This is a genomic window from Burkholderia sp. AU28863 (assembly GCF_002223195.1).
GTDB lineage: Bacteria > Pseudomonadota > Gammaproteobacteria > Burkholderiales > Burkholderiaceae > Burkholderia > Burkholderia sola.
In genome coordinates, this window is sequence record NZ_NKFE01000005.1 from 1445053 (window position 1) to 1470172 (window position 25120).

Below are 25120 nucleotides of genomic sequence, written 5' to 3' on the forward strand. Positions count from 1 at the left end.
CGCGTCTGCCGAATATTTTCATCCGGGTACCCGTCGATGAGAGAATCGCACCACGATTCCCTTTCGATGGAGCCCGCATGAAGCACCTGCTGTCCCGACTGTTCGTCAGCGCCGCGCTCGTCGCGCTTGTTCCGGCGCTGCCGGCGCAGGCAGCCACGCCGCCCGGCATCTTCGTCGTCGCCACGCAACTCGGCGAATTCACGACCCTCGACCCGAGCGGGATCTACGAGCTGGTGCCGTCCGAATACGTCGCGAACACCTACGAACGGCTGGTGCGCGTCGACCTGAAGGACCCGACGCGCTTCGACGGCCAGATCGCGCAATCGTGGACGGTCGGCGCCGACGGCGTGACCTACACGTTCAAGCTGCGCCCGGGCCTCACGTTCCACTCCGGCAACCCGGTCACCGCCGACGACGTCGCGTGGTCGCTGCAGCGCACCATCCTGCTCGACAAGGGGCCGGCCGGCGTGCTCGCCGATCTCGGCCTCACGAAGGCGAACGTGACACAGAAGGTGCGCGTGGTCGATCCGCAAACCGTCGTGCTCGAAACCGACCGCAAGTACGCGCCGAGCTTCGTGCTCAACGTGCTGAGCGCGTGCCCGGCCTCGGTCTTCGACAAGAAGCTGCTGCTGTCGCACCAGCAAGGCAACGATTTCGGCAGCGGCTGGCTGCGGACCAACGACGCGGGCTCCGGCCCGTACCAGCTCGTCAAGTGGACGCCCAACGAGAGCATCGTGCTGCAGCGCTTCGACAAATACCGCACGCCGTACCCGATGAAGCGCGTGGTGCTGCGCCACGTGCCCGAAGCGTCCGCGCAACGGCTGCTGCTGGAGAACGGCGACGCCGACGCCGCGCGCAACCTGAGCCCCGACAGCCTCGCCGCGCTGTCGGAGGCCGGCAAGATCAAGATCGCGTCGTGGCCGGTGTCGGCACTGCTGTACCTGAGCCTGAACACGAAGAACCCGAACCTCGCGAAGCCCGAGGTGCAGCAGGCGATGAAGTGGCTCGTCGATTACGACGGCATCCAGCGCAACATCGTCAGCACGACCTACAAGGTGCATCAGACCTTCCTGCCCGAAGGCTTCCTCGGCGCCTCGAACGCACGGCCGTACAAGCAGGACGTCGCGAAGGCGAAGGCGCTGCTCGCGAAGGCCGGCTTGCCGAACGGTTTCGACGTGACGATGGACATGCCGAACGACTATCCGTACCTCGAGATCGCGCAGGCGCTGCAGGCGAACTTCGCGCAGGGCGGCATTCGCGTGAAGCTGATCCCCGGCGACGCAAAGCAGGCGATCGGCAAGTATCGCGCGCGCCAGCACGACATCTTCGTCGGCGAATGGTCGCCCGACTACATGGACCCGAACAGCAACGCGCGCGGTTTCGCGTGGAATCCGGACAACTCGGACCAGTCGCCGACCAAGATGCTCGCGTGGCGCAACAGTTGGGACATTCCGCAACTGACGAAGGACACCGAGGCCGCGCTCGTCGAGCCGTCGCCCGCGAAGCGCGCGCAGCGTTACGAAGCGCTGCAGAAGGCCGTGCTCGCGAACTCGCCGTTCATCATCATGTTCGAGAAGGTCGTGCAGGTCGCCACGCGCCCCGGCGCGACCGGACCGGAAATCGGGCCGATCAACGACCTCGTGTCGTACCGCACGCTCGCGAAGTAATCGCGGCCGCCCGCGCGCGTGGCCACGCCGCCGCGCGGGCAATCGCCTCGCGGCGCGCACACGTCACGGGACGAGCACACGCATTTCGATGCGGGCACGCGGTGTGCGTGGCGATCGGCGACGGCAACCGCGCGTGGTGCGAAATGCGCGTGCCGTTCCCGCGAAGCGCCGGACGCGCCGCAGCAAGCGGCAGGCCCGCACCCGTTCAATTGAATGCCGCCCATACCAGGTACGCATTCAGCCCGACGATCACGACCGTCGCCGCACCGGCGACGATCCGCAGCGGCATCCGCATCGCGTAAGCGCCCATCACGTCCGCGCGCGCCGACAGCATCAGCAGCGCGATCATCGGCATCGGCAGCACGAAGCTCAGCACGACCTGACTGGCCACCATCGCCCGCGTGACGTCGCAGCCGAGCGCGACCACCACGAACGCGGGCGCGATCGTCACCGCGCGCCGCACCCAGATCGACATGCGGCGGCGGATGAAGCCCTGCATCACGACCTGCCCCGCCATCGTGCCGACCACCGAGCTCGACACGCCGGAGGTCAGCAGCGCGACGAGAAACAGCGCGCCGGCCGCCGGCCCGAGCACCGGGATCAGCGTGTGATAGGCGTCGCCGATGTCGGTCATGCCCGGCGCGGCCGCGTGAAACGCCGACGACGCCATCATCACCATCGCGAGATTCACGAACCCGGCGAGCCCCAGCGCGATCACGACCTCGCGGTTGGAGAAACGCACGAGCCTTCGCCGCTCTCCGTCGTCGCGCGGGGCGGTGCGATCCTGCGTGAGGCCCGAATGCAGATACAGCGTGTGCGGCATGATCGTCGCGCCGATGATGCCGACTGCGATCGTCAGCGCCGCATGATCCGGAATCTGCGGGACTACCAGATGGAACGCGGCCGCATGCCAGTCCTGCGGCGCGATCAGCAGTTCGCCGAGATAGCACGCGCCGATCACGCCGACCAGCGCCGCGATCGCCGCTTCCAGCGGCCGGAAGCCGCGTTTTTCGAGCGCGAGGATCGCGCAGGTCGCGAACGCGGTCGCGACCATCCCCGCGAACAGCGACAGGTGGCACAACAACCCGAACGCAAGCGCGCCGCCGAGGAATTCGGCGAGATCGGTCGCCATCGCCGCGATCTCCGACGCGATCCACATGCCCCACACGACCGGCGCGGGGAAGCGGTCGCGGCACAGCTCGGCGAGATTGCGGCCGGTCACGATGCCGAGCTTCGCCGACATCGCCTGGAACAGCATCGCGATCGCGTTCGCGGCCAGCACGACCCACAGCAGCCGGTAGCCGTACGCGGCGCCGGCCTGGATGTTGGTCGCGAAGTTGCCGGGATCCATGTAGCCGATCGACGCGATCACGGCCGGGCCGACGAACGGCAGCAGCGCGGCGACGCCGGTGCGGCGCCCTTCCAGCGCGGCGCGCGCCGCGCCGTCGGTAGGCTCGATGGACCGGCCCGGCAGCGCGAAGCCGCCGGCAGGTTTGCTCGGGACGGGAATCATGTGAGTGTTCCGTTCGAATAAGACGGCTGATTGCGGATCGCGTCCGCCACGGCCAGCAAGCCGCGTGCCGGCCACGGCAGGACGCCGGCGGCGTTACAGCGGCACGACGTCGGGGCGATTGCGCGGAAACTGCGCGATCACGTCCGGCGCGATGTTCAGGTGCGCTTCGACGAGCTTCGGCGGCGTGTGCGCGAGCCAGTCGGACAACGACACCTCCGCATAGCGGTCGGTCTTGAAGATCTCGAGGAACACGAGGTCGGTCCGGCCGGTGTTCTGCACGTAGTGCCCGAGGCTCTTCTTCACATAGCCGACGTCGCCCGCGCGGAAGTCGGCCGTCTGCGCCTTCGGCCCCGTGTCGAACACGGTCATCCGCGCCTCGCCCTGCAGGTAGTACTGCCATTCGTCGGCGTTCGGGTGCCAGTGGAGCTCGCGCATGCCGCCCGGATGCACGGTGACGAGCGCCGCCGCGACGGTCGTCGACACGTTGAAGTTGGTGCTGTCCGCGATCCGCACCTCGCCGCCGCGCGTCTTCCTGACCGGCTTCATGTCGCCGAGCGAAAAGACGAACGGATGCGGCGGCGCACCGGCCGACGCGGCCGACGCGCGCTGCGCATCCGCGAGCGGGCCCGGTTCGTCGCCCTGGAAGATCCACAGGTTGTCGAGCGGCACGTTCCTGAACGCGTCGGCCGGCACGCCGAAGTTCAGCGCGAGCACGTCGGGCGGCGTATGCGCGATCCAGTCGGTCAGCAACAGCGTATTGAATTCCGACGCGCGACCGTTATCGAAGGCGAGCAGGAATTCTGCGCCGTCGCTGCCGAGGCCCTGCAGCGAATGCGGCAGGCCGGGCGGGAAATACCAGAGATCGCCGGTCTTGACGTCCTGCACCGACGGCCGCCCGAGTTCGTCGAGCACCGTGATCCGGCAGCGGCCGTCCAGCATGATTGCCCACTCGGCCTGCTGGTGCCAGTGCATCTCGCGAATGCCGCCGCGCGTCAGCCGCATGTTGACGCCGGAAATGGTTTCGGAAATCGCGAAATCGTCCTGCGTTACTTCGCGCGCCCATCCGCCATTCTGAATGCGTTTATGCGCATTATTGAAAGACGCCCAGAATAACGGCATCCCGTTGATATCGGTGGCCGGCGGATCCTGAAAAGACGGGAATTGATTGGCGATGGCCGGATTTTTAGGCCCCGGGTCGGTCAGGCTCTGACGGTTGCGCGCATTCACCGCGCCTTCCGGCGGGCTGTCCGGGTTACCGAACGAAGCGGCCTTCGCCGTTACCGCAATGCCCGCCGCGGCAATGGCGCCGGCCGTACTCGTCAACATCCTGCGTCGAGAAAGATTCGTCATGATTTCCTCTTCATTTTTGCAATCGAGAGAATTTCCATTACGGAACACTTGCCGTTTTTCGAATTACCGAAAATCGAACATCCCGTGACGCAAGTTAAATCCATATTCATCTAAAAATTAAATGAATTATTAACCTGAATTAATGACTAAAACTGATCGACTTTAATTTTGTAATTGTTGCGATGCAGCAAGGGATGAATGGCGAAGAGAAGAGATCGATAGGCGCGCCGCGCGATGGCGACTCAATGCGATCGCCGGGAACAGGAAAATGCGGATGCGCGTGCTTTCACCTGCCCGGACCGGGACCGCGTCACTCCCCCGGCATGTCGGCAAGCCGTTGCGCGGCGAAGCGCAATCCGCCGAGAATGCGTTCGGCGGTCCTTACCGGAAACCCGGCCGGCAGCGCCGCGCCGACCGATTCGATCACGTGCGGCGTCATCGCAATCAGTCGTTCGACGATCGGCGTAGCGATATCGCCAAGCAGGCAATACTCCGCCATCGCAGTGAAGTGCCGGCGCGTGATGTCGCGCATCGCGTAATGCTTGCGCTTGCCGTGCAGGGCCATCGCGAGCTTCGCCTTGTGCCACGACCACTGGTTCGCGCCATCCCCCTCGACCGGCCAGATCGACATCACGTCGTAGAGCGGCGTCAGGCGGAAGCGACCGCCCGGCAGCAGGCGCAGGCTGAAGTTCTTCGCATGCCCGTCCGGTGCGGCGAGCATCCAGAACACCACCAACGCGGTGAACAGCGTGTCGAGGTCGGCCTGCGCCGTTTCCGACCGGCGCAGGATGCCGGCCAGATCGGGCACGCCGGGGCCACCCTGCGATTCGTATTTCAGATGCGGCGGCACGCCGAGCGCCTGGCAAAAATCCTCTTGCGGCAAGCGCAACAGCCATCCGCCATCACGATGCAGCGCGCGATCGAAGCGCGCGACCGACAGCACCTTGTGTTCGCCGAAACGCAGGATGTCGGCATCCGCCGTCGGCAAGCCGAACGCGCGCAGGGTCGCGAGGCACAGCCACTCGTTTTCGACGGATGTCGTCAGGTCCGCACGCTTGTTGCCGACCAGCCCGAGCGGCAACTTGAGGATATGCGTGGTCGGCGTCGCGCCATGCGGACGCATCCACCGCCCGTCGTGAAACAGCAGCGCGGTCTTTTCCTGCGCGCCGGCCAGCGACAGGCGGAAGTCGTCGTCGTCCTGCGCACCGCCCGCCGCCCCGCTCGCCTGATCGAGTACGCGCGCCACGTCATCGTCGGACAACGGCGTACCGTCGATCCGGTCATGGCCGGTCGGGGCTTCATCCTCGCCGAGCAACTGCACCGCGCCGACGCAGTCCCGGCCGAGCGCGGCGAGCAGATCGAACGGCTCGGTCGTCGCCGTGCCGAACCGCGACGCGAGCCGGCGCCGAATCGCGTCGCTGTCGGGCAGCAGATTATCGAAGTAGTGGTTCACGCGCTCGCCGCGCAACGGCGCAGTGCCGATGCCGAACGGCAGCGACAGCGACAGCGGGCGGCCGGCATCCGACTGTTTCCAGCCGATGTCGTACAGCAGCTCCATGTCGCCGCGCGCGGGAATCCGCCAGATGCCGACCCGCACGCCGTTGGCCCAGATCGATAGCGCGCGGCTGTGCGATTTGCGTCCCATCGATCACCACTCGACGTCGGCAGCGTCGCGCCCGTCCTTCGTGCGGATGCTGAGCTCGAGACCGTACAGCGCGGTCAGTTCGAGCAACTGCTTGAGCGACAGGCTTTCGGTGCGGATCGTTTCCAGCGACGACAGGCGCGATTGGCCGACGCCGATGCGTGCCGCCGCCTCGGCTTGCGTCAGCCCCTTGGCCTGACGCGCGGACGACAGGATTTCGCCCAGTTGAGCAGGGGTATTGACGATGAGATTCACGGCGCGGGTCCTGTATGCAATCTATGCAGTATATCTCTGACAGGCATAAACGCAAATTATCCCTGATACAAATAAACGCGGAATATTCCTGCCAGGAATATTTTCACACTACAGGGCGTTGCTGCCCCCGGCATTGCGCGCACGCGCACGCCCTATCGCCCGCTGTCAACCCATAGTTTTTATTCGCTGGCGCCAATGATTTTGGTTTTGTCAGATAGATGACATCGAATCATCAAATGACAACGATCTAACAGCCCGATGACCTGCGCGTTCGCCCATACCGTCGAATCCCGCTTTGCCGAGCTGACGCCGACCGCGAAACGCATCGCCAGCTACATGCTCGCGAACCTCGATCGGCTCGGCCTCGAAACCGCCGATCAGATCGCGCAGCAGACCGGCACCAGCGGCATTTCGGTCGGGCGTTTCCTGCGCAGCGTCGGTTACCGGAATCTCGACGACCTGAAACGCGAACTGCGCGGCGGCGGCGACCGCCCGTGGATGATCACCGACCGGCTCGACGAATACCGCCGCGCCACCACGACGCCCACGACCGCCCACGCGCGCGCCGGCGATCGCAGCGGCGGCACGCTCGCCGCATCGCTCGACCGCGAACTCGACGCGATCCGCCACGTGTACCGGCTCGCCGAAGAACCGGTGTTCGCGCAGGTCGCGGACCGGATCGCGCATGCCGATGCCGTCTTCATCCTCGGCATCCAGTCGACGCGCGGCATCAGCAACGCATTCAGCAGCTACCTCGAATACCTGCGCCCGCGCGTCTTCTATTCCGACGGCCAGTCGGGCTCGTATGTCGATTCGCTGAATTCCGAGTTCGAACGGCCGTACTGCATCGTCACCGACACGCGCGCCTATTCGCGCAGCGCGCGCCGCTATTGCCAGGCCGCCGCCGAGCGCGGCCAGCCGTTCGCGCTGGTCACCGATCTGTATTGCCCGTGGGCGCGCGAGTGGCCGGCCGACCTGCTGCAGGTGAAGACCGACGTCGGTCAGTTCTGGGATTCGCTCGCGCCGCTCACCTGCCTGTTCAACCTGCTGATCACCGCCGTGGTCGACCGCCTCGGTCCCGCGATCGACCGGCGCGTCGCGCGCAACCGCGAACTGCAGCGCACGTTCGACCAATTCGAATCCTGAGCGAACCGGACCGCCGATGAACCCTCACCGCCTCGTCGAAATCACGCCCGCCACGCATCGCGTCGAGATCGATCTCGTCTACGCAACCGAGCGCAACCTGACCGGCAAACCGATCTACCGCCACGCGCACTGTCTGCTGCTCGAGCCGGCCGAAGCCGCGCTGCGCCGCGCGGTCGACGTCGCCGCGCAAGCCGGCTTCACGCTGCGCATCTACGACGCGTACCGGCCGCCGCAGGCGCAGCAGGTGCTGTGGGATTTCCTGCCCGACCCAAACTTCGTCGCCGATCTCGGCCGCGGGTCGAACCACAGCCGCGGCACCGCCATCGACCTGACGCTCGTCGGCGCGAATGGCGCGCCACTCGACATGGGCACCGGCTTCGACGAGATGGTGGCCGCGTCGGGGCACTTTCACGCGGGGCTGCCCGAGCCCGTGCAACGCAACCGGCTGCTGCTGCTCGGCGTGATGCATGCGGCCGGCTTCGCGCACATCGACAGCGAATGGTGGCACTACGAGTTGCCGGGTTCGCACGCGCTGCCGCCGATCGACAACGCGGCGAGCGGCCCGTGGCGCCTGATGTGACGACGCCGCACGCCCCCTTTTTCATGCACGTTCACGTTCAACGACTCAAACGACAGATGGAGAAGCGCCCATGAAATTCCCGACCTCCCCGCTCGTCGCGGCGCTGGCCGCCGCGTCCCTGCTCGCCGCCGTTCCGTTTTCCGCCGCCCGCGCGGAAACGCCGAAAGACATGTTCGTGATGGCCACGCTGCTCGACGAATTCACGACGCTCGACCCGGGCGAGATCTACGAGTTGGTGCCCGAGGAATACGTCGCGAACACCTACGACCGGCTCGTGCGCGTCGACCTGCGCGATCCGTCGAAATTCAACGGCGACGTCGCGCAATCGTGGACGGTGAGCCCGGACGGGCTGACCTATACGTTCAAGCTGCGCGCGGGCCTCAAGTTCCACTCGGGCAACCCGCTGACGGCCGACGACGTCGCGTGGTCGATCCAGCGCACGGTGCTGCTCGACAAGGGCCCGGCCGCGGTGCTGACCGGCATCGGGCTCACGAAGGCCAACGTCGCGGCGAACGTGAAGAAGCTGGACGACCAGACGGTGTCGATCACGACCGACCGCAAATACGCGCCGACCTTCGTGCTGAACGTGCTCGGCTCGTGGCCCGCGTCGGTGCTCGACAAGAAGCTGCTGCTGTCGCACCAGCAGGGCAACGACTTCGGCAACGCGTGGCTGAAAACCAACGAGGCCGGCTCCGGCGGCTACAAGCTCGTCAAGTGGGCGGCCGGCGACAGCATCGTGTTGCAACGCTTCGACGGCTACCGGCTGCCGCTCGCGATGAAACGCATCGTGCTGCGCCACGTGCCCGAAGCCGCGAGCCAGCGACTGCTGCTGGAAAACGGCGACGTCGACGCGGCGCGCGACCTGAGCCCCGACGATCTCGCGTCGGTCGTGAAATCGGGCAAGGCGAAGGTATCGGCCTCGCCGCAGGCGACGCTGCTGTATCTCGGCCTGAACACGAAGAACCCGACGCTCGCGAAGCCCGACGTGCAGGAGGCGCTGAAGTGGCTGGTCGACTATTCGGGCATCCAGTCCAACGTCGTGAAGACGACCTACAAGGTGCACCAGACCTTCCTGCCCGAAGGTTTCCTCGGCACGCTGAATTCGAATCCGTACAAGCTCGACGTCGCGAAGGCGAAGGCGCTGCTCGCGAAGGCCGGCGTGCCGAACGGCTTCTCGGTGACGATGGACGTGCGCAACGATTATCCGTACACGGAGATCGCACAGGCCGTGCAGGCGAATTTCGCGCAGGCGGGCGTCAAGGTGCAGTTGATCCCCGGCGACAACAAGCAGACGCTCGCGAAATACCGCGCACGCCAGCACGACATCTACATCGGCGAATGGTCGGCCGACTACATCGACCCGCACAGCAACGCGCAGGGTTTCGCATGGAATCCGGACAACGGCGACAAATCGAGCTATAAGATGCTGGCCTGGCGCAACAGCTGGGACATTCCGCAACTGACGAAGGAAACCGACGCCGCGCTCGCCGAGCCGACCGCCGCGCAACGCGCGCAGCGGTACCAGGCGATGCAGAAGGAGATGCTCGCGCGCTCGCCGTTCGTGATCATGTTCGAGAAGGTCGCGCAGGTCGCGACGCGGCCCGGCGTGAGCGGGCTTGAAGTCGGGCCGATCAACGATCTCGTGTCGTACCGTAACCTGAAGAAGCAATAAGCATTGGGAGAATGTGCGGCGCGGCGAACACCGTCGGCACGCGGCTTCGGGATGGGCGCGGGAAAATTCATCCGCCGCCGCACGCAGGTAGCGCATTTCCGCATCGAAATACTTGAGGAACGGCTTCTCGTTCTCTGGGGGATCGTTTCCACGGGCCGTTCATGGTTGCATCTCCGGCGGCAAAGGTGGCGGCGGCAGGAATGCCGGCTGGCTGCCGCCCTTGCCGACGACAAAAATTCGCTCCGGCATCCGGAAGCCTCGCAGCTTCAGCAGATCCAGCGGTCCGGCACCTACCTGTGCTCGTAGCACATAGCGCAGCGGTTCGTCGTGTGGCGCGTTCCACGTGAGTTGATAACGGGTGCTGTCGAGCGGCTTCACGTCGGCCTTGCCCAACAAACGCAGGAATGCCCAGTCGCCCGTCGCATCGAATGCCTGCCGCAATCCCGCACCGACCGTCTGCCACGTCAGTCCCGCGTGCCCGTTCAGGCCATTGCCGGGCCATGCGAGCGGTGTCCAGCTTTCCCGTTGGTTGAAGTAGACGATCTGCTTGCCGTCCACCGACAGTTCCGAACGTGTCACGTTTGGCGTCGGCAGCGCCATCATCTCGAAGCGCTCGCCCGCATCGCCCTGCAGATACAACTGGGCACCCACGGTCGACAACTGGCGCAGGCCGGAGAGGAACTTCGGATCGAACTGCAGTGCCTGGGGCGCCAATTCGTTCGGCACCCAGTGGTCGCCCTCCATCGTCAGCACGCCAGCCAGTTGCGTCGAGACGAAGCGCGCGATCAGGCCGGTGTCGGGGCGCACGTAGCGCCCGAGTTCGGCAAACGACGCATCGGTGTTTGTATCGAAGAACGGATACCGGCCGTTCATGGCCGCGTTGAACGGCATGGCGACGCTTGAGCGCCACGCCCCGTTCAGGCTCGCGGCGGCCGGCTGCAAGATGGTCTGCCACGCTCCCTCGAGCGGCTGAGCGAATGCAGCACTGCCGAAGCCCGACCATGCAGCGCCTAGGCTTGCGGCGGTGAGCGCGGCATCGTCGCGGGCCTGCGAGAGATCCGACAGCTTGCCCTGGAATACCGCCTGCGCGAGCGAGCGGGCCATCGCTTGCGCATCGGCGCTGCCCGCGATCTGCTGTAGCTTCAGGCGCATCGTCGTCACGGCCGTCAGATAGCGCGATAGACTCACGCCGTTCAGCGCGATATTGGCGGGCATGTTGCCCTCGCCGTTGCCGCCGGCTGGTGCGGCGCCGACGTCGCCCATCAGCGCAAGCAGTGGGCCGAATGGCTTGTCGAGAGGATGGACGGCCCGCGCGTCCAACTGCTCGTCGCTGCCGATCAGGCTTTGCGCCTTGCGCACCAACGTGTCGCTCAACGCCTGCGACGGGCGGCCCGCCTGCGCCAGATCTTGCACCGCCTTCATCAGCGCGATCAGCGGCGAGGTCTGCGTATCCGCGAGTCGGGACAACTGGTCGATCGCACCATTCAGATTCGCCGCCGGTTGCCACTGGATGCTGTTGAGCATGTGCTGCCACGCGGCCGCATACTCGGCGAAGTAGCGCGCCGTCAGGCGTTGTTTCAACTCCTCGGCCACGCGCTTCTCATCGATTGCCGCCACTGTCTTGATGGTGCCCACCGAAAGCACATTGCCGATAGTCTGCGCCGACTGTGCACCGGTCAGCACCCAATCACCGCTCACGCGACGTTCGCTCGACGCCTTGTCGATCGCCGCTGCGACCATGCCGTCCCACGCAGCACGGGTATAGATCCCCGGCACCGTCTGCGCGGTCGTAAAAAGACCATGTGCATCCGCACCGGCGAGCAGCGTCGCCAGCGACGCATCCGCATACTTGCCGCGTGCTGCATCGAGGATGCCTTGATACAGCATGTCGTCGCTGCCTGCCAGCCCGATCTGATTGACGAGCGTCGAGCGCATCTGTGCGACAAGCGGCATCGATGCGTCGATCCGCCAGACCGGGTGCGCCTGGAGGTGTGTCGCCCAAAACCCGGCCAGTTGCTGCGAGATATCAAGCCATTCGCCCGCACGCATGCCGGCAGGCGCGGGCCATACGTCGAGCAGTTGGGTCTTGAGGAAGGGCGCATCGGTCCGCGACGGCTCGGCCAGCATCAGATAGGCCTTGAGGCGGTTATACGCGCGCGCCCGCGCGTCGCGGCTCTGCTGTTCGTCGTCACGAACCTGAGAGAGCTGGGTAAGCTGGCCTTCCAGCGCCTGCACGACTGGTTGCCGCAAATTGCGTGCGGCGATCGTCCGATATGGCAACCACAGCGCGTCGAGCAGTTCATCGTTGCGCGACAGGCCCGCGCGCAAGTACCACGGCACCCCATGCAGTTGGCGGTATTCCAGCAGGCTGATCTGCTTCTGCAGCGCGAGTTGCGCGTGCAACGCCTGCGGCGTGCCGGGCGGAGCGGTTAGCGCCACGTCGGCCACTGCTTGCACTTCGCGAACCAGTACACGGTTACCGATGCCGGACATCACCAGCATTACCAACCACGCAATCGCCCCGAACAGCGCGCACCCCGCCAACACGTTCGGCCAGTAAAGCTTCGTGCGGCGGCCCCGGTAGTGGCACACACCGGCGGCGATCTTCCGCCAGACGGGGAGCAGCGCAACCGGTTGTTCGCGCGTGACCGCTTCCACCGGTATCGCCGGGGCGGACGGATCTTGCACGTCATCGGCGACTTCCGGGATCGGCACCGGGACAGTGGATGCCCCCGGAAGGACTGGCACGAACATGATCCCCGTCAGCGGTACGCGCAGCCACTTCGATGCAGCGAGCGCTTGCCAGCCTTCGATCATCCGCTCGCGTTGGTCGCCAATGTATTCCGAAATCTCCAGCAGCCACGTGTACCAGTGCGGCTGGCCGCTCATGCGTACTCCAGCATCTGCAGTCTTGTATTCGAGGTCACGCAATCTTTCCAGCAGGAAGGCTCCGGCGGTTTGCATCTCCTTGCGCGAACTGCTTGGCATGAATGTCCCAACCGGATCGAACCGTTCGGGTAGATTGCCGCCTTTAGCCTCGACCGGATGTAGAAACGTGATCGGAGCGGCCCAGCCCAAAGCGATGGCAATCGTCGAGAGCGTACGAGGCAGCTCGGGATCGGCATCGCTCGCGCAGGCCACCTGTACCAAGCCGTCAACCGGGTTGCGGCGACGCAACTCCCGGATCTGGCCGAGCCACTTCGTCGACTCAATCCCGTCAGGCGATGCGTGTACCAGCACCGTTTCGTCCACGTGCATGATGCCGGCCTGCTTGAGGCCGGGCGCGACCTGATCGATCCGGTCATCCGTGCCGTTCACCAATAGCCAGCACAGGCGGCGGCGCCAGAACCAACCGTGCGCGACGCGTAATTCCTCATAAAGACATTGCAGCCGGGCGTCACGCTTCGGCGGCTTCAGCCTCGTGGACGTTGTTCTCGTCTCACCCGTTTCAAGACGAAATAATCGGGCAGCGCTCGCATAGGCACCCGTGGAGATCGAATACAGATGAGCGGTCACGACGGCGACGAGTAACACCGGAATGCCGGTCATTATCTGCATACGATGCATACCGTCTGCAATGCCGAGATGATCGCCATAAAACCAGATCAGCCAGAGCGCTACGACGGCAAGCACCAACGCGGCGAGAGGCAAGCCCCAGATCGCCGCGCGGCTCGGAGTCGCCTTCTCGGCGGAAACTTGGCGCTCGATGTGCTGCAGGTTATTTTTGGATATCGACATGCGCGGAAATCATTTGATCTTCGGATATGACATGGAGAATGGCCGACTGAAGACCATCGACGACAAGTTGAGGTCCGTCATCGGTGGGCGCTTCGATGGCAGCGGCAATCGACAACAAGCTATTGCCCGCGCAGGCGTCGCCGACAATCCGATCCAGCCTGCACTGCGCAGCGTCTTTTGCCGCAGCCAGAAATCCGGCGGCACGCAAAACCTCGTCGCACCTTTCGATTGGACGGGTGATCCACGCGCTCTTCACCGCCCCGGGTTCAGTCTTGCCGCAGATTGCGGCATCGGCGAAACCGTATTCGGGTTCGGCGGCATCACATGCGATGGGCCTGCACAGCTTCGCTTTCAGGCTGACTTCTGACGGAAACTTGAAATAGCCAGCATCAAGCAATACGGCGGCACATCCCTCGGAGAAGCCTTCGTCAATGTCATCGTCGTACCACGCTGCCGCAATGACGAGAAGCGGACGACGCTCGTGCGCATCGAGCCACGCATCGGCCACCAGCAATCCGTCGCTAGCTGGCGCTGGCTGAACCGCCAGCGGGGGAAGTCCTGCCAGACGCATCGCATCGCGAACCTGGGCGAGACGCTGGTTCGCCACTTTCGATTCGACCAGTACGCCTACTTGGGGCCAATAGGTCGCTCCGTATCGAGTCAGCGCGCGGATACTCTCGATCAACGGTTCAAGCGCCAAACGAATCATCTGAACGGCGGGTGCGATCTTCACCGGTTCGGGTGGATCATCTGTCTGGTCGTCTTCTCCACTCGTCGTGAATGCGGTAGCAAGTAACGGATCGTCGTCCGCAAATCGGTTGCATAAAACCTTGCCTGGACCGTGCCGAGGGGCTTGCATTTTCAGGATCGGCCTTTTCGCTTCCAGAACTTCGGACAAGGATTTGCCCGCCAGCGGCAAGCAATAGCCTGCACCGAGTACGTGTAGCGGGCGCTGTGCGAATCTGATTTTCTCCGCGAGCCAGCGATCACGATGATGGTTGCGCCAGTACGCGCGATACCACAGCACTTCGTAGCCGGCGCGGCCGAAACCGAGCAGCACCAGGAACAGTCCGTTCGGCACGCCAACGATCCAGCTCCAGAACTTGAGGCCGCTTGCTGGCTCGCCTTTGGGCCATGCCAGCAACACGAACGCCGGGCCGAATACGTTGCAGACGAGCCACGTACACGCCCATGGCCAGAAACGCATTCGATGGGGGTACGCGCTGGGGCGTCCGGCGGGAGAAAAGTCGACCGGCATCAGACAATATTGACGTTCTGTAGCGACGAAATCAGCCGGCACCCGCAGGCACATCGATGGTGATGCATGGCGATGGACCTGCCGTCGCGATCGGGAAAACGCTCGTAGCCTTCGTCAATGGTGGTCGGTCCGTGCTGGTCACAGATTGCGTCGTCGCCCTTGCGGGCGAGTGGCTTGCCCATGAATACGGTCCACGGGGAGCCGCTGGTGACTTCGCCACCGTGTTCGAGTTTGTCGCCCTTTCGGATGGGAGATTTCATTTTTGGAATGCCATTTCTGTGGTGTTTAAAAGACCGCACTTGTGTCATCTGTCGTCACGACGCGTCGATTGCCCTGAATTGCCCACACTTGGACAGGCTCCGTCCGTGCAATCCATTTTCCCTTTTGACGTGTTGCGCGACATTCATTCAACGAGGGGTGTCGCTGCATTGATCCGAGACCGTCAAAAGTTGACACTTAATTGCACCATGATCGAAGACGGAAATATCCGGGCAATACATGATCGTGCCGCCCGCAACTGGGGTTTTCTTCCAGCGCCATCGTTCCGTTCGGACTAGCTTCGTCGACGGCGAGTGGCCGTTCTTCTTTCTGAAGATCGTGGAGTGATATCGGATCATTGCGCGACAGGGACACTTGCTGCCACGGGTTTTAATCCTGAAGTATCAACGAATTCTACGCTGCGAAGGACTTCAATAACATATGAGAGCAGACTGCCATTCGGATCACTAAGGTACATGACAGGTTCACCACCACATACGGCCATACCTTCGTGAAAAATACAGAATGACAAGTAGCGCTCGCGCTGACCTGGATCACCATCCTTATCGTCCTGGATCAAATAGAATCCGTTCCCGTTGACCGCTTCCAGGTTGTACACATTGGTGAATGCACCCAGAAGCTCTTTATCTCTCGCGCTCTCGAAATAAGGGATCCACTTTTTTCCATATTCATCATAGAGAGCACCATATTGGCGTGCGACTTCGTTTTTCGATTTTTTGACAAAATTAACGCATGCAAAATTAATACCGAACTTCGAAAATGCATTTTTAATTGGTGGCTTTTCCGTCCAGTAAGACGCATTTAATGGCATCCCGCTGACCAAGTGGCCATTGAAATAGTCAACAATACTAATTACACATTGCTCGCCCATATCGACTACAAGCCTCGATGGTTTATCGCCTAAGAAAGTTCCACCTTTGGCGTACGATCCAAATTGGACGAATAGGAAAATTATCCCAATCAAAATTGCACTCAATTTGTCACGCATACTCAATCTCTCCGGGGAATGCGCCCCTCAGGAAACTCGTGTGAGGGAGCGCCTGATTCGTCTGGAAATTTGACTTCCGCCAGCACCGCTAGCGCTTGCGCGAATGCCACGCACCGGGCGATATAGCCATTAAATGGTTTATGGAGACGGCCTACGGCAGCAGGAAGGTTCACAGCAGCCGACGCGTCCCGAAAATTCATGCTGTGATAATAGATCTTGCTGACTGGTGGGTTCGGACGGGGACGTTGACGGTCCGGCGGTCGCGTAGCAATTACTGCACGCCGCTCCAAGATGATTGGCCTATCAGCGTAACGCCCCATACCCATTTTTGCCCAGTAGTACCCGGCACTATCGGCAGGAGCAAAGGTGTCTTCGGGTGTTACAGGCTGGCCCTCAGCACCGACTTGCTCGCGCCACGTTAGCATTACAGGCGTTACGCCACTGACTGGATCCGCTAAATAAGTTCGGGCCTGTGCTCGATGCCCATCGGCTTGGGCCTGCGCGTGTGCCAAGTCGTTGCGTGTGGTTTGCGAGATCAGAGCGTTGCGTCCACGAAAATCCCAGTAGCCGATGTAATTTGACGAATGTGTAATCTGCAGAAATCCGCGACCATCCCACGGGTAGTACCACTCGTTACGATTGTTCTCGTGCAATTTTTCAAGCCATTGGGTTTCCTGCAAAGAATTTCCAAAGAACGTCGCCATGCGACCAGGCGAAGAAACAGTGTATTTTCGCAAAGCACAATTCAACGGAACCCGATGAGCGTTAGAGATATCTGATCGGCGCCTCGAATAGGCCACTTCTTCGTAATACAACCGGTGGTTTCCTGCTTCGCGCAGGACCTCTATTGGCAACAACTGTTTGAATTCGCTCGCGCTCAACCACGCACACTTCCTGAAATGCCGAATAAACGCCAAGGGATGAAAAAACCAGACCTTCTGTCCAGCAAGCGGCGTCTTATCCAGAAATTGGAACTTGCTCAAGAATTCAATGAACTTCTCGTACCCGTCCGGATTGGTATCTTTCTGCTTACCGAAGAATCCATCCGGCTCGTTCAATCCCTGATACCGCTCGTCGTTGTCGGACGGGTCCCACTCGCTGCGCGCCTTGCACACCAGTCCCCTAAGTTTTTCGCGCGCGCCCGCTGCGTTCCGCACGTAGCCTGCGAGTTGCAGGTTGACGCTATCGTCGTTGTTCCTGTCGTATTCGAGCGGCGAGATCATGCCGGACGCGGCTTGCGGATCCGCGACGCCAGTCAGACGGCAAAGCTCATCGTAGCCGCAGAGTCCATCGTGATTGAATGGCGTATTGTCGTCATCGACCTTTTGCCAATCCTTGAAGAACGGGAAATCCGCATCAGAAAGCTTGACGATCGAGTCTGATGCGATGTTGATATATCCCTGGCTTCCGTTCTCATCGACTGGCACCGCGACCCAAGTATCACAAGCCGCACCCGAGAGCGTCGGATCGTCCGAGAGAATGCGCCCAAACCGAAGCATTTCGTAGCCATCGCTCGGGCAATCGGAATAGAGCGCCATCGAACGCTGATACAGGTCGTACTCGTATTGCTTCGTGTCGTTGTCGTACGGGTCAGCGACCGGGGCAGGCGTGAGCAAGGTGACGCTACCACTGTTGCCACGGTCGATCCACGCCTGCGTATAGCGCCGTCCCTTGTTGAACCAGGCTTCGACATAGAGCGTGTCGTTTTCACCAATTGAACCGCCCTGCACTGGAGGAAACCAGGCGTCACTCATACCCGCCGGCTGAGGCACGAAATCCATCGGGCCGGGAATGACAAAATACGTATGTCCCCAATAGTCGCCCGACGTAGGCTGAACGGGGTTCTTTTCACCTAGCTGAACCTTGTGGCCGTCCTGCTCGAACCAGGCCGTGAAATCATCGTCTGCCATGAAGATTTCAAAGTGCAGATGCCGAACACCCTGATGCCAGCCGACATAACCAAGTATGTCCTTGCGATACACCTTTTTCGTACCGCCCGGCTGAACCACGCCATCCTTGCCCTCTGCCGTATCGAGCAGCCATTTCGGCAGGGCGTTCGCCGATCCGGTCGCTGGCGGATCGTTCGGTTGAGGCGCGACATCTTGCTGCCCGGTCATGTCCAGCAGGTGCATATAGAGCGAGTAATACGTGATCGTGCGCCCGTCTCCCGTGTCGGTCGTGTGCCTGAGCAGGACGAAACCGGCATTCGAGTTCCGTTCCAGCTGCCCTGTCGTCGGATCGATCCTGCCATCGGACAGGGCGTTCTTGCAGATCCGATAGGCCACCACGTCACCGTCGGCAATCGCGCGCACGGGTTCGTGCTGCTCGCTCGGCGCCAGATGAATGCCGCCGTGAAAACGCCGGTCGAAGGCGACCGGGTAGACCCCGTGATGGCCGATCTCGAACTGGTCGACGGCGTCCATCATGGGGTCCGGCCTCGACGCATCATTGGACGACAGACCCGATGCGGGCAAAAAAGGAGGGCTGATGATCATGGCTTCAATGCGACGACGAGTAATGGTCGGAAATTTTCAGGCCGATTTTTGGCAGGAGTGGCAATGGCGCTGCAACGTTGTCCGGCCCTTCGAAGGTGAACGACGCCGCCTTGATAACGAACGCACCGGGACAGTGGAACGTCATGTTGCCGTTTTCGATGACCAGCGACGCCCCGCCGCTGTTGAGCGTGATTTTCGACTTTGCCGCCAGTTGGACGTCCGCACTCTCGCTCGCGACACGCAACTGTTTCTGCGCGAACAGATCCATCCCGTCCGTCAGGGCCATAGCCGTCAATTTCCCCTTCGAGGCGGTCAGATTGATGCCTAGCTTGTGGGCACACAGCGAAATCAATTCGCCCGCCATCATCCGCAGCCGCTTGGTGACGCTGACGTCCATGTGCTTGCCCGCCGTGACGATCACGTTCTCGCCCGCCGAGTGCTGGGCAGATTTAGGCGTCACGAACGCCATGCCGCCGGGCGCGCTCGCGAGCAGCCCCGCGTCACGAAGCTGGTTCAATCCGTCCAGCAGTGCCGCCTGCGTGGCCCGGTCGGCCGGTTCTACCTTCGCCTGCCGTGTAGCATCGGCCAGTTCCGTTACGTGCTGCAGCGCTGCCTTCAGCTGCTGGATGGCAGCGGGCATGTCGAGGTGCGGCGTGTCAGCACCACCTGTCGAGTCCGCGGAAAAATACAGCCCCTTCTCCGCACGCATCGTGCCCCACGCACGAGTCGTGACGTCGATTCCCTCTCCGCGCTTGAATTTCTTGCTGTCGAGCAGATAACCGAGATTCACCGCCGACTGGCCGTAGACCGTGGCGATGCGCGCGCTTTCCTTCTCTCGCAGGTCGTTGAACACGATCTCCGCGCCCCGCAGCGGCGAGCGCCAGATTGCGTAGCTGAACATCGCCTGCGCACCATGCACCAGGTCCGGGTTCGAATAGTCGTGCAGCGCGCCCGATATAAGCAAGCGATCGACGTCGTTGTGTTCCCCCTGCAGCAGCACCTCCGTCTGCGGCAGCAATGGCGAATGGAAGCCGGCCTGATACGACGACGACGGACGCACAAGGCGCAGATTCAGCAACTGCTTGTCGGCGCTGTCCGACCCCTGCAGGAACTTGGGCAGGACGGGATAGCGCCCGTGCTCGTCTATACACGCATAGGGTGCGCGGTCAAACGTCGCTACAACGCCGGCGACTGGCCCTTCCAGAAAACGCCAATGCTTTTCGTAGTCGAATTTCGGCCGGTAACCGAGATGTCCGGGCATCGCCTTGAAGGTATTGTGCGCCGGCTTGGTGCGCCCGCCCTTCATCTCCATCGATGTGATCACGAACCCGTATTCGGCGCCGCGCATCTTCGTGTTGCCAAGTTTCACCACCACACCCGGCATGAGGCCCTTCACGTTGCTGGTACCGAACAGAGTGACCTGACGGGCGATCTGCTCGTCGCGTCGCGTTTGCACCAGCGCCTCGCCCCCTTGCTGCGTCAGGTGAAATTCCGCGCTACGGTTGATCCGGCCGAACACCGAGCGGTCACCGCTCTCGTCCGAAACGGTCGCCGTCGCGCACAGCGGATCCTCCGGCGTGCGATAGTTGCGCTCCCACACCTCGATCTCGGCCGGCACCAACGTGCGTTCGCCATTCAGTGAAAGCACCGCCTCGTGCCAGTTACCCGTGAGGCCGGAATCCGGCATCAGCGGCACTTCGATCGAACGCACATAGGCGCGCGGATTGTCCGCAAATACAACGGTGTCGAGCTGCCCCTGCTTGCCGCGTCCCTGTTTGTAGAACCAGAAAATGCCTTTTCGGCGGCAATGACGTGCGATGAAGTTCCAGACGGACTCCTCGTACATAACCACCTGCTCAAGCTTCTCCTTCACGCCTTCCAGGTTGAATTCGATATCGAACGCGTCGAAGTTCCGCCGATCGACAACCAGTTCGGTGATGATCTCCTGCAGGCTCTTGTCGCGAAATACCCGCGAGCCATGCACGCGCTTGAGCAGAGCGGCAAACCTGGGCTCGATGCGCAACTGGTAAGCCGCCTCGTCGCGACTCGTACGGATACGCTTCCAGCGCGTGACGATGCCATTGAAGGTGGCTGCGGCATGCTCGACCGGATCGACGTAATTGACCGACGGGACAGCCACCCGCTCGTCAATTTGCAAGCCTGCGCGCCGTCCGACGCACTGCTTGCCATCGATATCGAGATGTGGCGAGGTAACCGTGACATCGACCTTGTAGTCCCTGCAAAACCCGGCGCGTACCTTGAAGTCGAGCACGTCGAGCCCGAGGTCGAGCGTGCCGATCCATATTCCAAGACGCTGGCTAAGGCGTGCGCTCGGATGGCGCAGTGCATCCACAAGGGTTTTCGTCACCGCATTCATATGCCATTCCTATCCGATTGAAGAAGAAACGATGTAATACCGTTGCACCAGCAACTTTGATCGAAAGGGCGCAGAAGCTGCAACGCGAAAAATCCAGCTTCCGTTACTACGTATACGAGGCCTTCAATAAAATTGTTAAATAGAGTGACTTTTGATTCTCTGGCCCGCCCAAAATCAATATCGAATGATTCGACCGCACCAGTTTCGTTTTCTTGATTCGAACGGCGGCGAGCGGTCCATTTGGCCCGGGGGTTGCGTCGAGGGCATCAGCGCGCTTCGAATATATGGATACTGTGTGGCGCCGCCTCCCGAAGAAGCGCTAAGATTCACCGCATGTCGACTCCCGCCTCCTCCCTCGAAGCCCTGCGCACGCTGCCCGCGCGGCGCCCGGCCGTACGCTGGACGCTGCGCGTGCTGCGCTGGGCGCTCACGCTCGCCGTCACGTTCGCGGGGCTGCTCGCGCTGACGTTCGTGATCGGCCGCAAGGTACCGATCGATCCCGTGCTCGCGATCCTCGGCGATCGCGCGTCGGCCGACGCGTACGCGGCCGAGCGCATCGCACTCGGCCTCGACAAGCCGCTCGCCACGCAGTTCCTGATCTACGCACGCGACGTGCTGCACGGCAATCTCGGCATGTCGCTGCTGACCGCGAACCCGGTGCTCGACGACATCAGGCGCGTGTTTCCGGCCACGCTCGAACTCGCGACGATCGCGACGCTGATCGGCATCGCGATCGGCGTGCCGCTCGGCGTCGCGGCTGCGGTGAAACACAACCGGCCGATCGATCACGTCGCACGCTTCGTCGGGCTGATCGGCAATTCGGTACCCGTGTTCTGGCTCGGGCTGATGGGGCTGCTGCTGTTCTATGCGCGGCTGCACTGGGTCGGCGGGCCCGGCCGGCTCGATCCCGTGTACGACGGAATGGTCGACCCGCGCACGGGGAGCCTGCTGATCGACGCGGCGCTCGCCGGCGAGTGGGACGTGTTCCGCAACGCGGTATCGCACATCGCGCTGCCAGCCGCGATCCTCGGCTACTACTCGGTCGCATACCTGAGCCGGATGACGCGCTCTTTCATGCTCGACCAACTGAGCCAGGAATACATCGTCACCGCGCGCGCGAAGGGTTTGTCCGAGCGCCGCGTGATCTGGCGGCATGCGTTCGGCAACATCGCGGTGCCGCTGCTCACCGTGATCGCGCTCACGTACAGCAACCTGCTCGAAGGCTCGGTGCTGACCGAGATCGTGTTCGCGTGGCCGGGGCTCGGCTCGTACCTGACCGGCGCGCTGCTGAACGCCGACATGAACGCGGTGCTCGGCGCGACGCTCGTGATCGGCGCGATGTTCATCACCGTCAACCTGCTGACCGACGCGCTGTACCGCGTGTTCGATCCGCGTGCGCGCTGAGGGCCGCTTCGATATGACCGTTTTCATCCTGCTTCCTGTTGCACCCATGCCGAAGGCCACTCGATCATGAATGCCGAGCGTCTCACCCTGCGCGCGTGGCTGCTGTCCGATGCGCCCGCGTCGCGCTCGCAGGCCGCGTTCGGCCTCGCGTACCGCCGCTGGCGCCGGTTCGCCACGAATCCGCTCAACCTGTTCGGGCTCGCGATCCTGGTCGCGCTGATCGTCGTCGCGATCATCGGCCCGCTGATCATGCCGCACGATCCGCTGCGCCAGGTGCTGTCCGACCGGCTGCTGCCGCCCGGCTCGCCGTCGCACTGGTTCGGCACCGACCAGCTCGGCCGCGACATCCTCTCGCGGCTGATCGCCGGGTCGCGCCTGACGCTCGGCATCGCCTTGCTCGTCGTCGTGATCGTCGTGCCGATCGGCCTGCTGATCGGCACGACGGCCGGCTATTGCGGCGGGTTCGTCGACAGCGTGCTGATGCGCATCACCGACATCGCGCTCGCGTTCCCGAAGATCGTGCTCGCGCTCGCCTTCGCGGCCGCGCTCGGCCCCGGCGTGATCAACGCGGTCGTCGCGATCTCGATCACCGCGTGGCCCGCGTATGCTCGGCTCGCGCGCGCGGAGACGATCCGCATCGCGCAGGCCGATTACATTCATGCGGCGCGGCTGCAAGGCGCGTCGGGCCCGCGCATCCTGCTGCGCTACATCATGCCGCTGTGCATGTCGTCGGTGATCGTGCGCGCGACGCTCGACATGGCCGGCATCATCCTGACCGTCGCGGGCCTCGGCTTTCTCGGCCTCGGTGCGCAGCCGCCGAGCCCGGAATGGGGCTTCATGGTCGCGTCGGGCCGCAACGTGCTGCTCGACGCATGGTGGGTCGCGACGCTGCCCGGTATCGCGATCCTGCTCGTCAGCCTCGCGTTCAACCTGCTCGGCGACGGGCTGCGCGACGTCTTCGATCCGCGTCATGGAGCGTGACATGTCATTGAATTCCACCGCCGCACCGGCACCGCTCTGCGAGATCGACGGGCTGAAGATCGGTTTTCGCGGGCACGACGGCGTCGTCACCGACGCGGTGCGCGACCTGTCGCTGACGCTCGCGCCCGGCGAGCGGCTCGGCATCGTCGGCGAATCGGGCTCCGGCAAATCGCTGACCGGCCGCGCGCTGCTCGGCCTGCTGCCCGACGCCGCGCGCTGGTCGGCGCGCACGATGCGCTTCGCGGGCCACGACCTGCTCGCGATGTCGCCGCGCGAACGCCGGCGCCTGTGCGGCGGCCAGATGGGGATGATCCTGCAGGACCCGAAATATTCGCTGAACCCGGTGATGACGGTCGCGAAGCAGATGGGCGAAGCGTTCCGGCGGCACGAGCCCGGCTTGCGCGGCCGCGCGCTGCGCGAGCGGATCGTCGACGCGCTCGCGGCCGTGCAGATCCGCGATCCGGCGCGCGTCGCCGATGCGTATCCGCACGAGCTGTCGGGCGGCATGGGCCAGCGCGTGATGATCGCGATGATGGTGTCGACGGGCCCGCGCCTCCTGATCGCCGACGAGCCGACGTCCGCGCTCGACGTCGCGGTGTCGATGCAGGTGCTCGCGGTGCTCGACGCGATGATCGCGCGGCACGACACGGGCCTGATGTTCATCAGCCACGACCTGCCGCTCGTGATGTCGTTCTGCGACCGCGTCGCGGTGATGTATGCGGGCCGCGTGGTCGAAACCTGCGCCGCGCGCGATCTGCGCGACGCGTCGCATCCCTATACGCGCGGGCTGCTCGCGGCGAATCCGCCGCTCGCGAACCCGCCCGACGAACTGCCGGTGCTGCGGCGTGACCCGGCATGGCTCGAAGCAATGCCGCCGACCGCCGCGCTCGCCGGTCCCCAGGAGGCCTCGAGATGATCGACGTCGATCACGTATCGATCCGTTTCCCGACCCGCACGGGTCACGTCGACGCGGTGCGCGACGCGAGCTTCGCGGTGCGCGACGGCGAAGTGTTCGGGCTCGTCGGCGAATCGGGCTCCGGCAAGTCGACGCTGCTGCGCGCGCTGACCGGCCTCGTGCCGCTCGCGGGCGGCAGCCTGTCGATCGATGGCCAGCCTGTCGGCGGCACGCCCGATCGCGCATTCCGCCGGCACGTGCAGATGGTGTTCCAGGATCCGTACGCTTCGCTGCATCCGCGCTTCACGGTCGACCAGACGCTGCGCGAGCCGCTGTCGATCCATGCGATCGGCGACGCCGACGCGCGGATCGCCCGCGCGCTGTCCGAAGTCGGCCTCGGCCCGTCGTTCCGCTTCCGCTATCCGCACCAATTGTCGGGCGGCCAGCGGCAGCGCGTGGCGATCGCGCGTGCGCTGATCGTCGAGCCGCGCGTGCTGCTGCTCGACGAGCCGACCTCCGCGCTCGACGTATCGGTGCAGGCGGAAATCCTGAACCTGCTGCGCCGCCTGCATCGCGAACGCAACCTGACGATGATCCTCGTCAGCCACAACCTCGCGGTGATCGGCTTCCTGTGCCAGCGCGTCGCGGTGATGCAGCACGGCGAGATCGTCGAACAGCTGCGGATCGAGGACGTGCGGGCCGGGCAGGTTGCACGCGACTACACGCGCACGCTGCTGAATGCGACCGAAGGGTATCGCCGGCTCGATCCGGCAGCCGGTGTGCCGGCAGCCTGACATCCACACGACGCGCCGGCATGCGATACTCGGCACGCCACGCGGCGGCCGGCCGTCGTGTGGAACCCTTGCGCACTGCAAGGGTC

Annotated in this window: 18 protein-coding genes; 8 read left to right on the forward strand and 10 right to left on the reverse strand. The window is 63.5% G+C overall.

Annotation, left to right across the window (positions count from 1 at the left end):
* Window positions 1-77 precede the first annotated feature (77 nt).
* Window positions 78-1667 carry an ABC transporter substrate-binding protein gene (locus CFB81_RS23150; RefSeq protein ID WP_089436654.1) on the forward strand — a complete coding sequence of 530 codons (1590 nt, stop codon included), beginning with the start codon at window positions 78-80 and terminating at the stop codon, window positions 1665-1667.
* Window positions 1668-1872: 205 nt separating this feature from the next.
* Here CFB81_RS23150 and CFB81_RS23155 read toward each other — a convergent pair whose 3' ends face one another.
* The 4 genes from CFB81_RS23155 to CFB81_RS23170 form a co-directional block, all read right to left on the reverse strand.
* Complete coding sequence (locus CFB81_RS23155) at window positions 1873-3180, reverse strand: Nramp family divalent metal transporter (RefSeq protein WP_089436655.1); 1308 nt, start codon at window positions 3178-3180, stop codon at window positions 1873-1875.
* Between the two features lie 93 nt (window positions 3181-3273).
* A complete protein-coding gene (locus CFB81_RS23160) occupies window positions 3274-4530 on the reverse strand; it encodes an oxalate decarboxylase family bicupin (RefSeq protein ID WP_069617984.1) in 1257 nt (418 codons plus the stop codon).
* Window positions 4531-4840: 310 nt separating this feature from the next.
* Window positions 4841-6175 carry a type II toxin-antitoxin system HipA family toxin gene (locus CFB81_RS23165; RefSeq protein WP_089436656.1) on the reverse strand — a complete coding sequence of 445 codons (1335 nt, stop codon included), beginning with the start codon at window positions 6173-6175 and terminating at the stop codon, window positions 4841-4843.
* Window positions 6176-6178: 3 nt separating this feature from the next.
* Window positions 6179-6427, reverse strand: a complete 249-nt coding sequence (locus CFB81_RS23170) for a helix-turn-helix transcriptional regulator (protein WP_011882387.1) — start codon at window positions 6425-6427, stop codon at window positions 6179-6181.
* Between the two features lie 258 nt (window positions 6428-6685).
* Here CFB81_RS23170 and sapR point away from each other — a divergent pair, with 258 nt between their 5' ends.
* From sapR to CFB81_RS23185, 3 genes are all read left to right on the forward strand, one after another.
* Window positions 6686-7573 (forward strand): sap1 transcriptional regulator SapR, encoded by an 888-nt coding sequence (sapR, locus tag CFB81_RS23175; protein WP_089436657.1) that lies wholly within the window; start codon window positions 6686-6688, stop codon window positions 7571-7573.
* Between the two features lie 16 nt (window positions 7574-7589).
* Window positions 7590-8153 carry a D-alanyl-D-alanine dipeptidase gene (gene ddpX, locus CFB81_RS23180; protein WP_089436658.1) on the forward strand — a complete coding sequence of 188 codons (564 nt, stop codon included), beginning with the start codon at window positions 7590-7592 and terminating at the stop codon, window positions 8151-8153.
* A 70-nt stretch (window positions 8154-8223) separates the two neighbouring features.
* Window positions 8224-9825: an ABC transporter substrate-binding protein gene (locus CFB81_RS23185; RefSeq protein WP_089436659.1), complete on the forward strand. Its 1602-nt coding sequence runs from the start codon at window positions 8224-8226 to the stop codon at window positions 9823-9825.
* A 159-nt stretch (window positions 9826-9984) separates the two neighbouring features.
* Here CFB81_RS23185 and CFB81_RS23190 read toward each other — a convergent pair whose 3' ends face one another.
* From CFB81_RS23190 to CFB81_RS23210, 6 genes are all read right to left on the reverse strand, one after another.
* Window positions 9985-13563 (reverse strand): ImcF-related family protein, encoded by a 3579-nt coding sequence (locus CFB81_RS23190; protein ID WP_089436660.1) that lies wholly within the window; start codon window positions 13561-13563, stop codon window positions 9985-9987.
* Entirely contained in the window at window positions 13544-14710 is a 1167-nt protein-coding gene (locus CFB81_RS23195; protein WP_256976304.1) for a hypothetical protein, read from the reverse strand. The genes CFB81_RS23190 and CFB81_RS23195 overlap by 20 nt, the downstream gene beginning before the upstream one ends.
* A 110-nt stretch (window positions 14711-14820) precedes the next feature.
* Window positions 14821-15081, reverse strand: coding sequence for a PAAR domain-containing protein (locus CFB81_RS23200; RefSeq protein ID WP_089436662.1), 261 nt, complete (start codon window positions 15079-15081; stop codon window positions 14821-14823).
* Between the two features lie 353 nt (window positions 15082-15434).
* On the reverse strand, window positions 15435-16088 hold the full coding sequence (locus CFB81_RS35715; protein ID WP_124504086.1) for a hypothetical protein: 654 nt from the start codon (window positions 16086-16088) through the stop codon (window positions 15435-15437).
* Window positions 16089-16090: 2 nt separating this feature from the next.
* Window positions 16091-18511 (reverse strand): M23 family metallopeptidase, encoded by a 2421-nt coding sequence (locus CFB81_RS23205; protein ID WP_256976305.1) that lies wholly within the window; start codon window positions 18509-18511, stop codon window positions 16091-16093.
* Between the two features lie 76 nt (window positions 18512-18587).
* On the reverse strand, window positions 18588-20960 hold the full coding sequence (locus tag CFB81_RS23210) for a type VI secretion system Vgr family protein (RefSeq protein ID WP_089436664.1): 2373 nt from the start codon (window positions 20958-20960) through the stop codon (window positions 18588-18590).
* 333 nt (window positions 20961-21293) lie between these two features.
* Here CFB81_RS23210 and CFB81_RS23215 point away from each other — a divergent pair, with 333 nt between their 5' ends.
* The 4 genes from CFB81_RS23215 (at window position 21294) to CFB81_RS23230 (ending at window position 25034) form a co-directional block, all read left to right on the forward strand.
* Complete coding sequence (locus CFB81_RS23215) at window positions 21294-22364, forward strand: ABC transporter permease (protein WP_089436665.1); 1071 nt, start codon at window positions 21294-21296, stop codon at window positions 22362-22364.
* Between the two features lie 66 nt (window positions 22365-22430).
* Window positions 22431-23345 carry a nickel transporter permease gene (nikC, locus tag CFB81_RS23220; RefSeq protein WP_069617993.1) on the forward strand — a complete coding sequence of 305 codons (915 nt, stop codon included), beginning with the start codon at window positions 22431-22433 and terminating at the stop codon, window positions 23343-23345.
* A 1-nt stretch (window position 23346) separates the two neighbouring features.
* The gene (locus CFB81_RS23225; protein WP_089436666.1) at window positions 23347-24261 is read left to right on the forward strand and encodes an ABC transporter ATP-binding protein; all 915 of its coding nucleotides are present in this window, start codon (window positions 23347-23349) and stop codon (window positions 24259-24261) included.
* Window positions 24258-25034, forward strand: a complete 777-nt coding sequence (locus CFB81_RS23230) for an ABC transporter ATP-binding protein (protein WP_089436667.1) — start codon at window positions 24258-24260, stop codon at window positions 25032-25034. The genes CFB81_RS23225 and CFB81_RS23230 overlap by 4 nt, the downstream gene beginning before the upstream one ends.
* Window positions 25035-25120: the final 86 nt, after the last annotated feature.

Bases quoted from the DNA above. Each gene is read 5' to 3' on its own strand.
- CFB81_RS23150 (WP_089436654.1), top strand. From the start codon at position 78: ATGAAGCACCTGCTGTCCCGACTGTTCGTCAGCGCCGCGCTCGTCGCG.
- CFB81_RS23155 (WP_089436655.1), bottom strand. From the start codon at position 3,180: ATGATTCCCGTCCCGAGCAAACCTGCCGGCGGCTTCGCGCTGCCGGGC.
- CFB81_RS23160 (WP_069617984.1), bottom strand. From the start codon at position 4,530: ATGACGAATCTTTCTCGACGCAGGATGTTGACGAGTACGGCCGGCGCC.
- CFB81_RS23165 (WP_089436656.1), bottom strand. From the start codon at position 6,175: ATGGGACGCAAATCGCACAGCCGCGCGCTATCGATCTGGGCCAACGGC.
- sapR (WP_089436657.1), top strand. From the start codon at position 6,686: ATGACCTGCGCGTTCGCCCATACCGTCGAATCCCGCTTTGCCGAGCTG.
- ddpX (WP_089436658.1), top strand. From the start codon at position 7,590: ATGAACCCTCACCGCCTCGTCGAAATCACGCCCGCCACGCATCGCGTC.
- CFB81_RS23185 (WP_089436659.1), top strand. From the start codon at position 8,224: ATGAAATTCCCGACCTCCCCGCTCGTCGCGGCGCTGGCCGCCGCGTCC.
- CFB81_RS23190 (WP_089436660.1), bottom strand. From the start codon at position 13,563: ATGTCGATATCCAAAAATAACCTGCAGCACATCGAGCGCCAAGTTTCC.
- CFB81_RS23200 (WP_089436662.1), bottom strand. From the start codon at position 15,081: ATGAAATCTCCCATCCGAAAGGGCGACAAACTCGAACACGGTGGCGAA.
- CFB81_RS35715 (WP_124504086.1), bottom strand. From the start codon at position 16,088: ATGCGTGACAAATTGAGTGCAATTTTGATTGGGATAATTTTCCTATTC.
- CFB81_RS23205 (WP_256976305.1), bottom strand. From the start codon at position 18,511: ATGGACGCCGTCGACCAGTTCGAGATCGGCCATCACGGGGTCTACCCG.
- CFB81_RS23210 (WP_089436664.1), bottom strand. From the start codon at position 20,960: ATGAATGCGGTGACGAAAACCCTTGTGGATGCACTGCGCCATCCGAGC.
- CFB81_RS23215 (WP_089436665.1), top strand. From the start codon at position 21,294: ATGTCGACTCCCGCCTCCTCCCTCGAAGCCCTGCGCACGCTGCCCGCG.
- nikC (WP_069617993.1), top strand. From the start codon at position 22,431: ATGAATGCCGAGCGTCTCACCCTGCGCGCGTGGCTGCTGTCCGATGCG.
- CFB81_RS23225 (WP_089436666.1), top strand. From the start codon at position 23,347: ATGTCATTGAATTCCACCGCCGCACCGGCACCGCTCTGCGAGATCGAC.
- CFB81_RS23230 (WP_089436667.1), top strand. From the start codon at position 24,258: ATGATCGACGTCGATCACGTATCGATCCGTTTCCCGACCCGCACGGGT.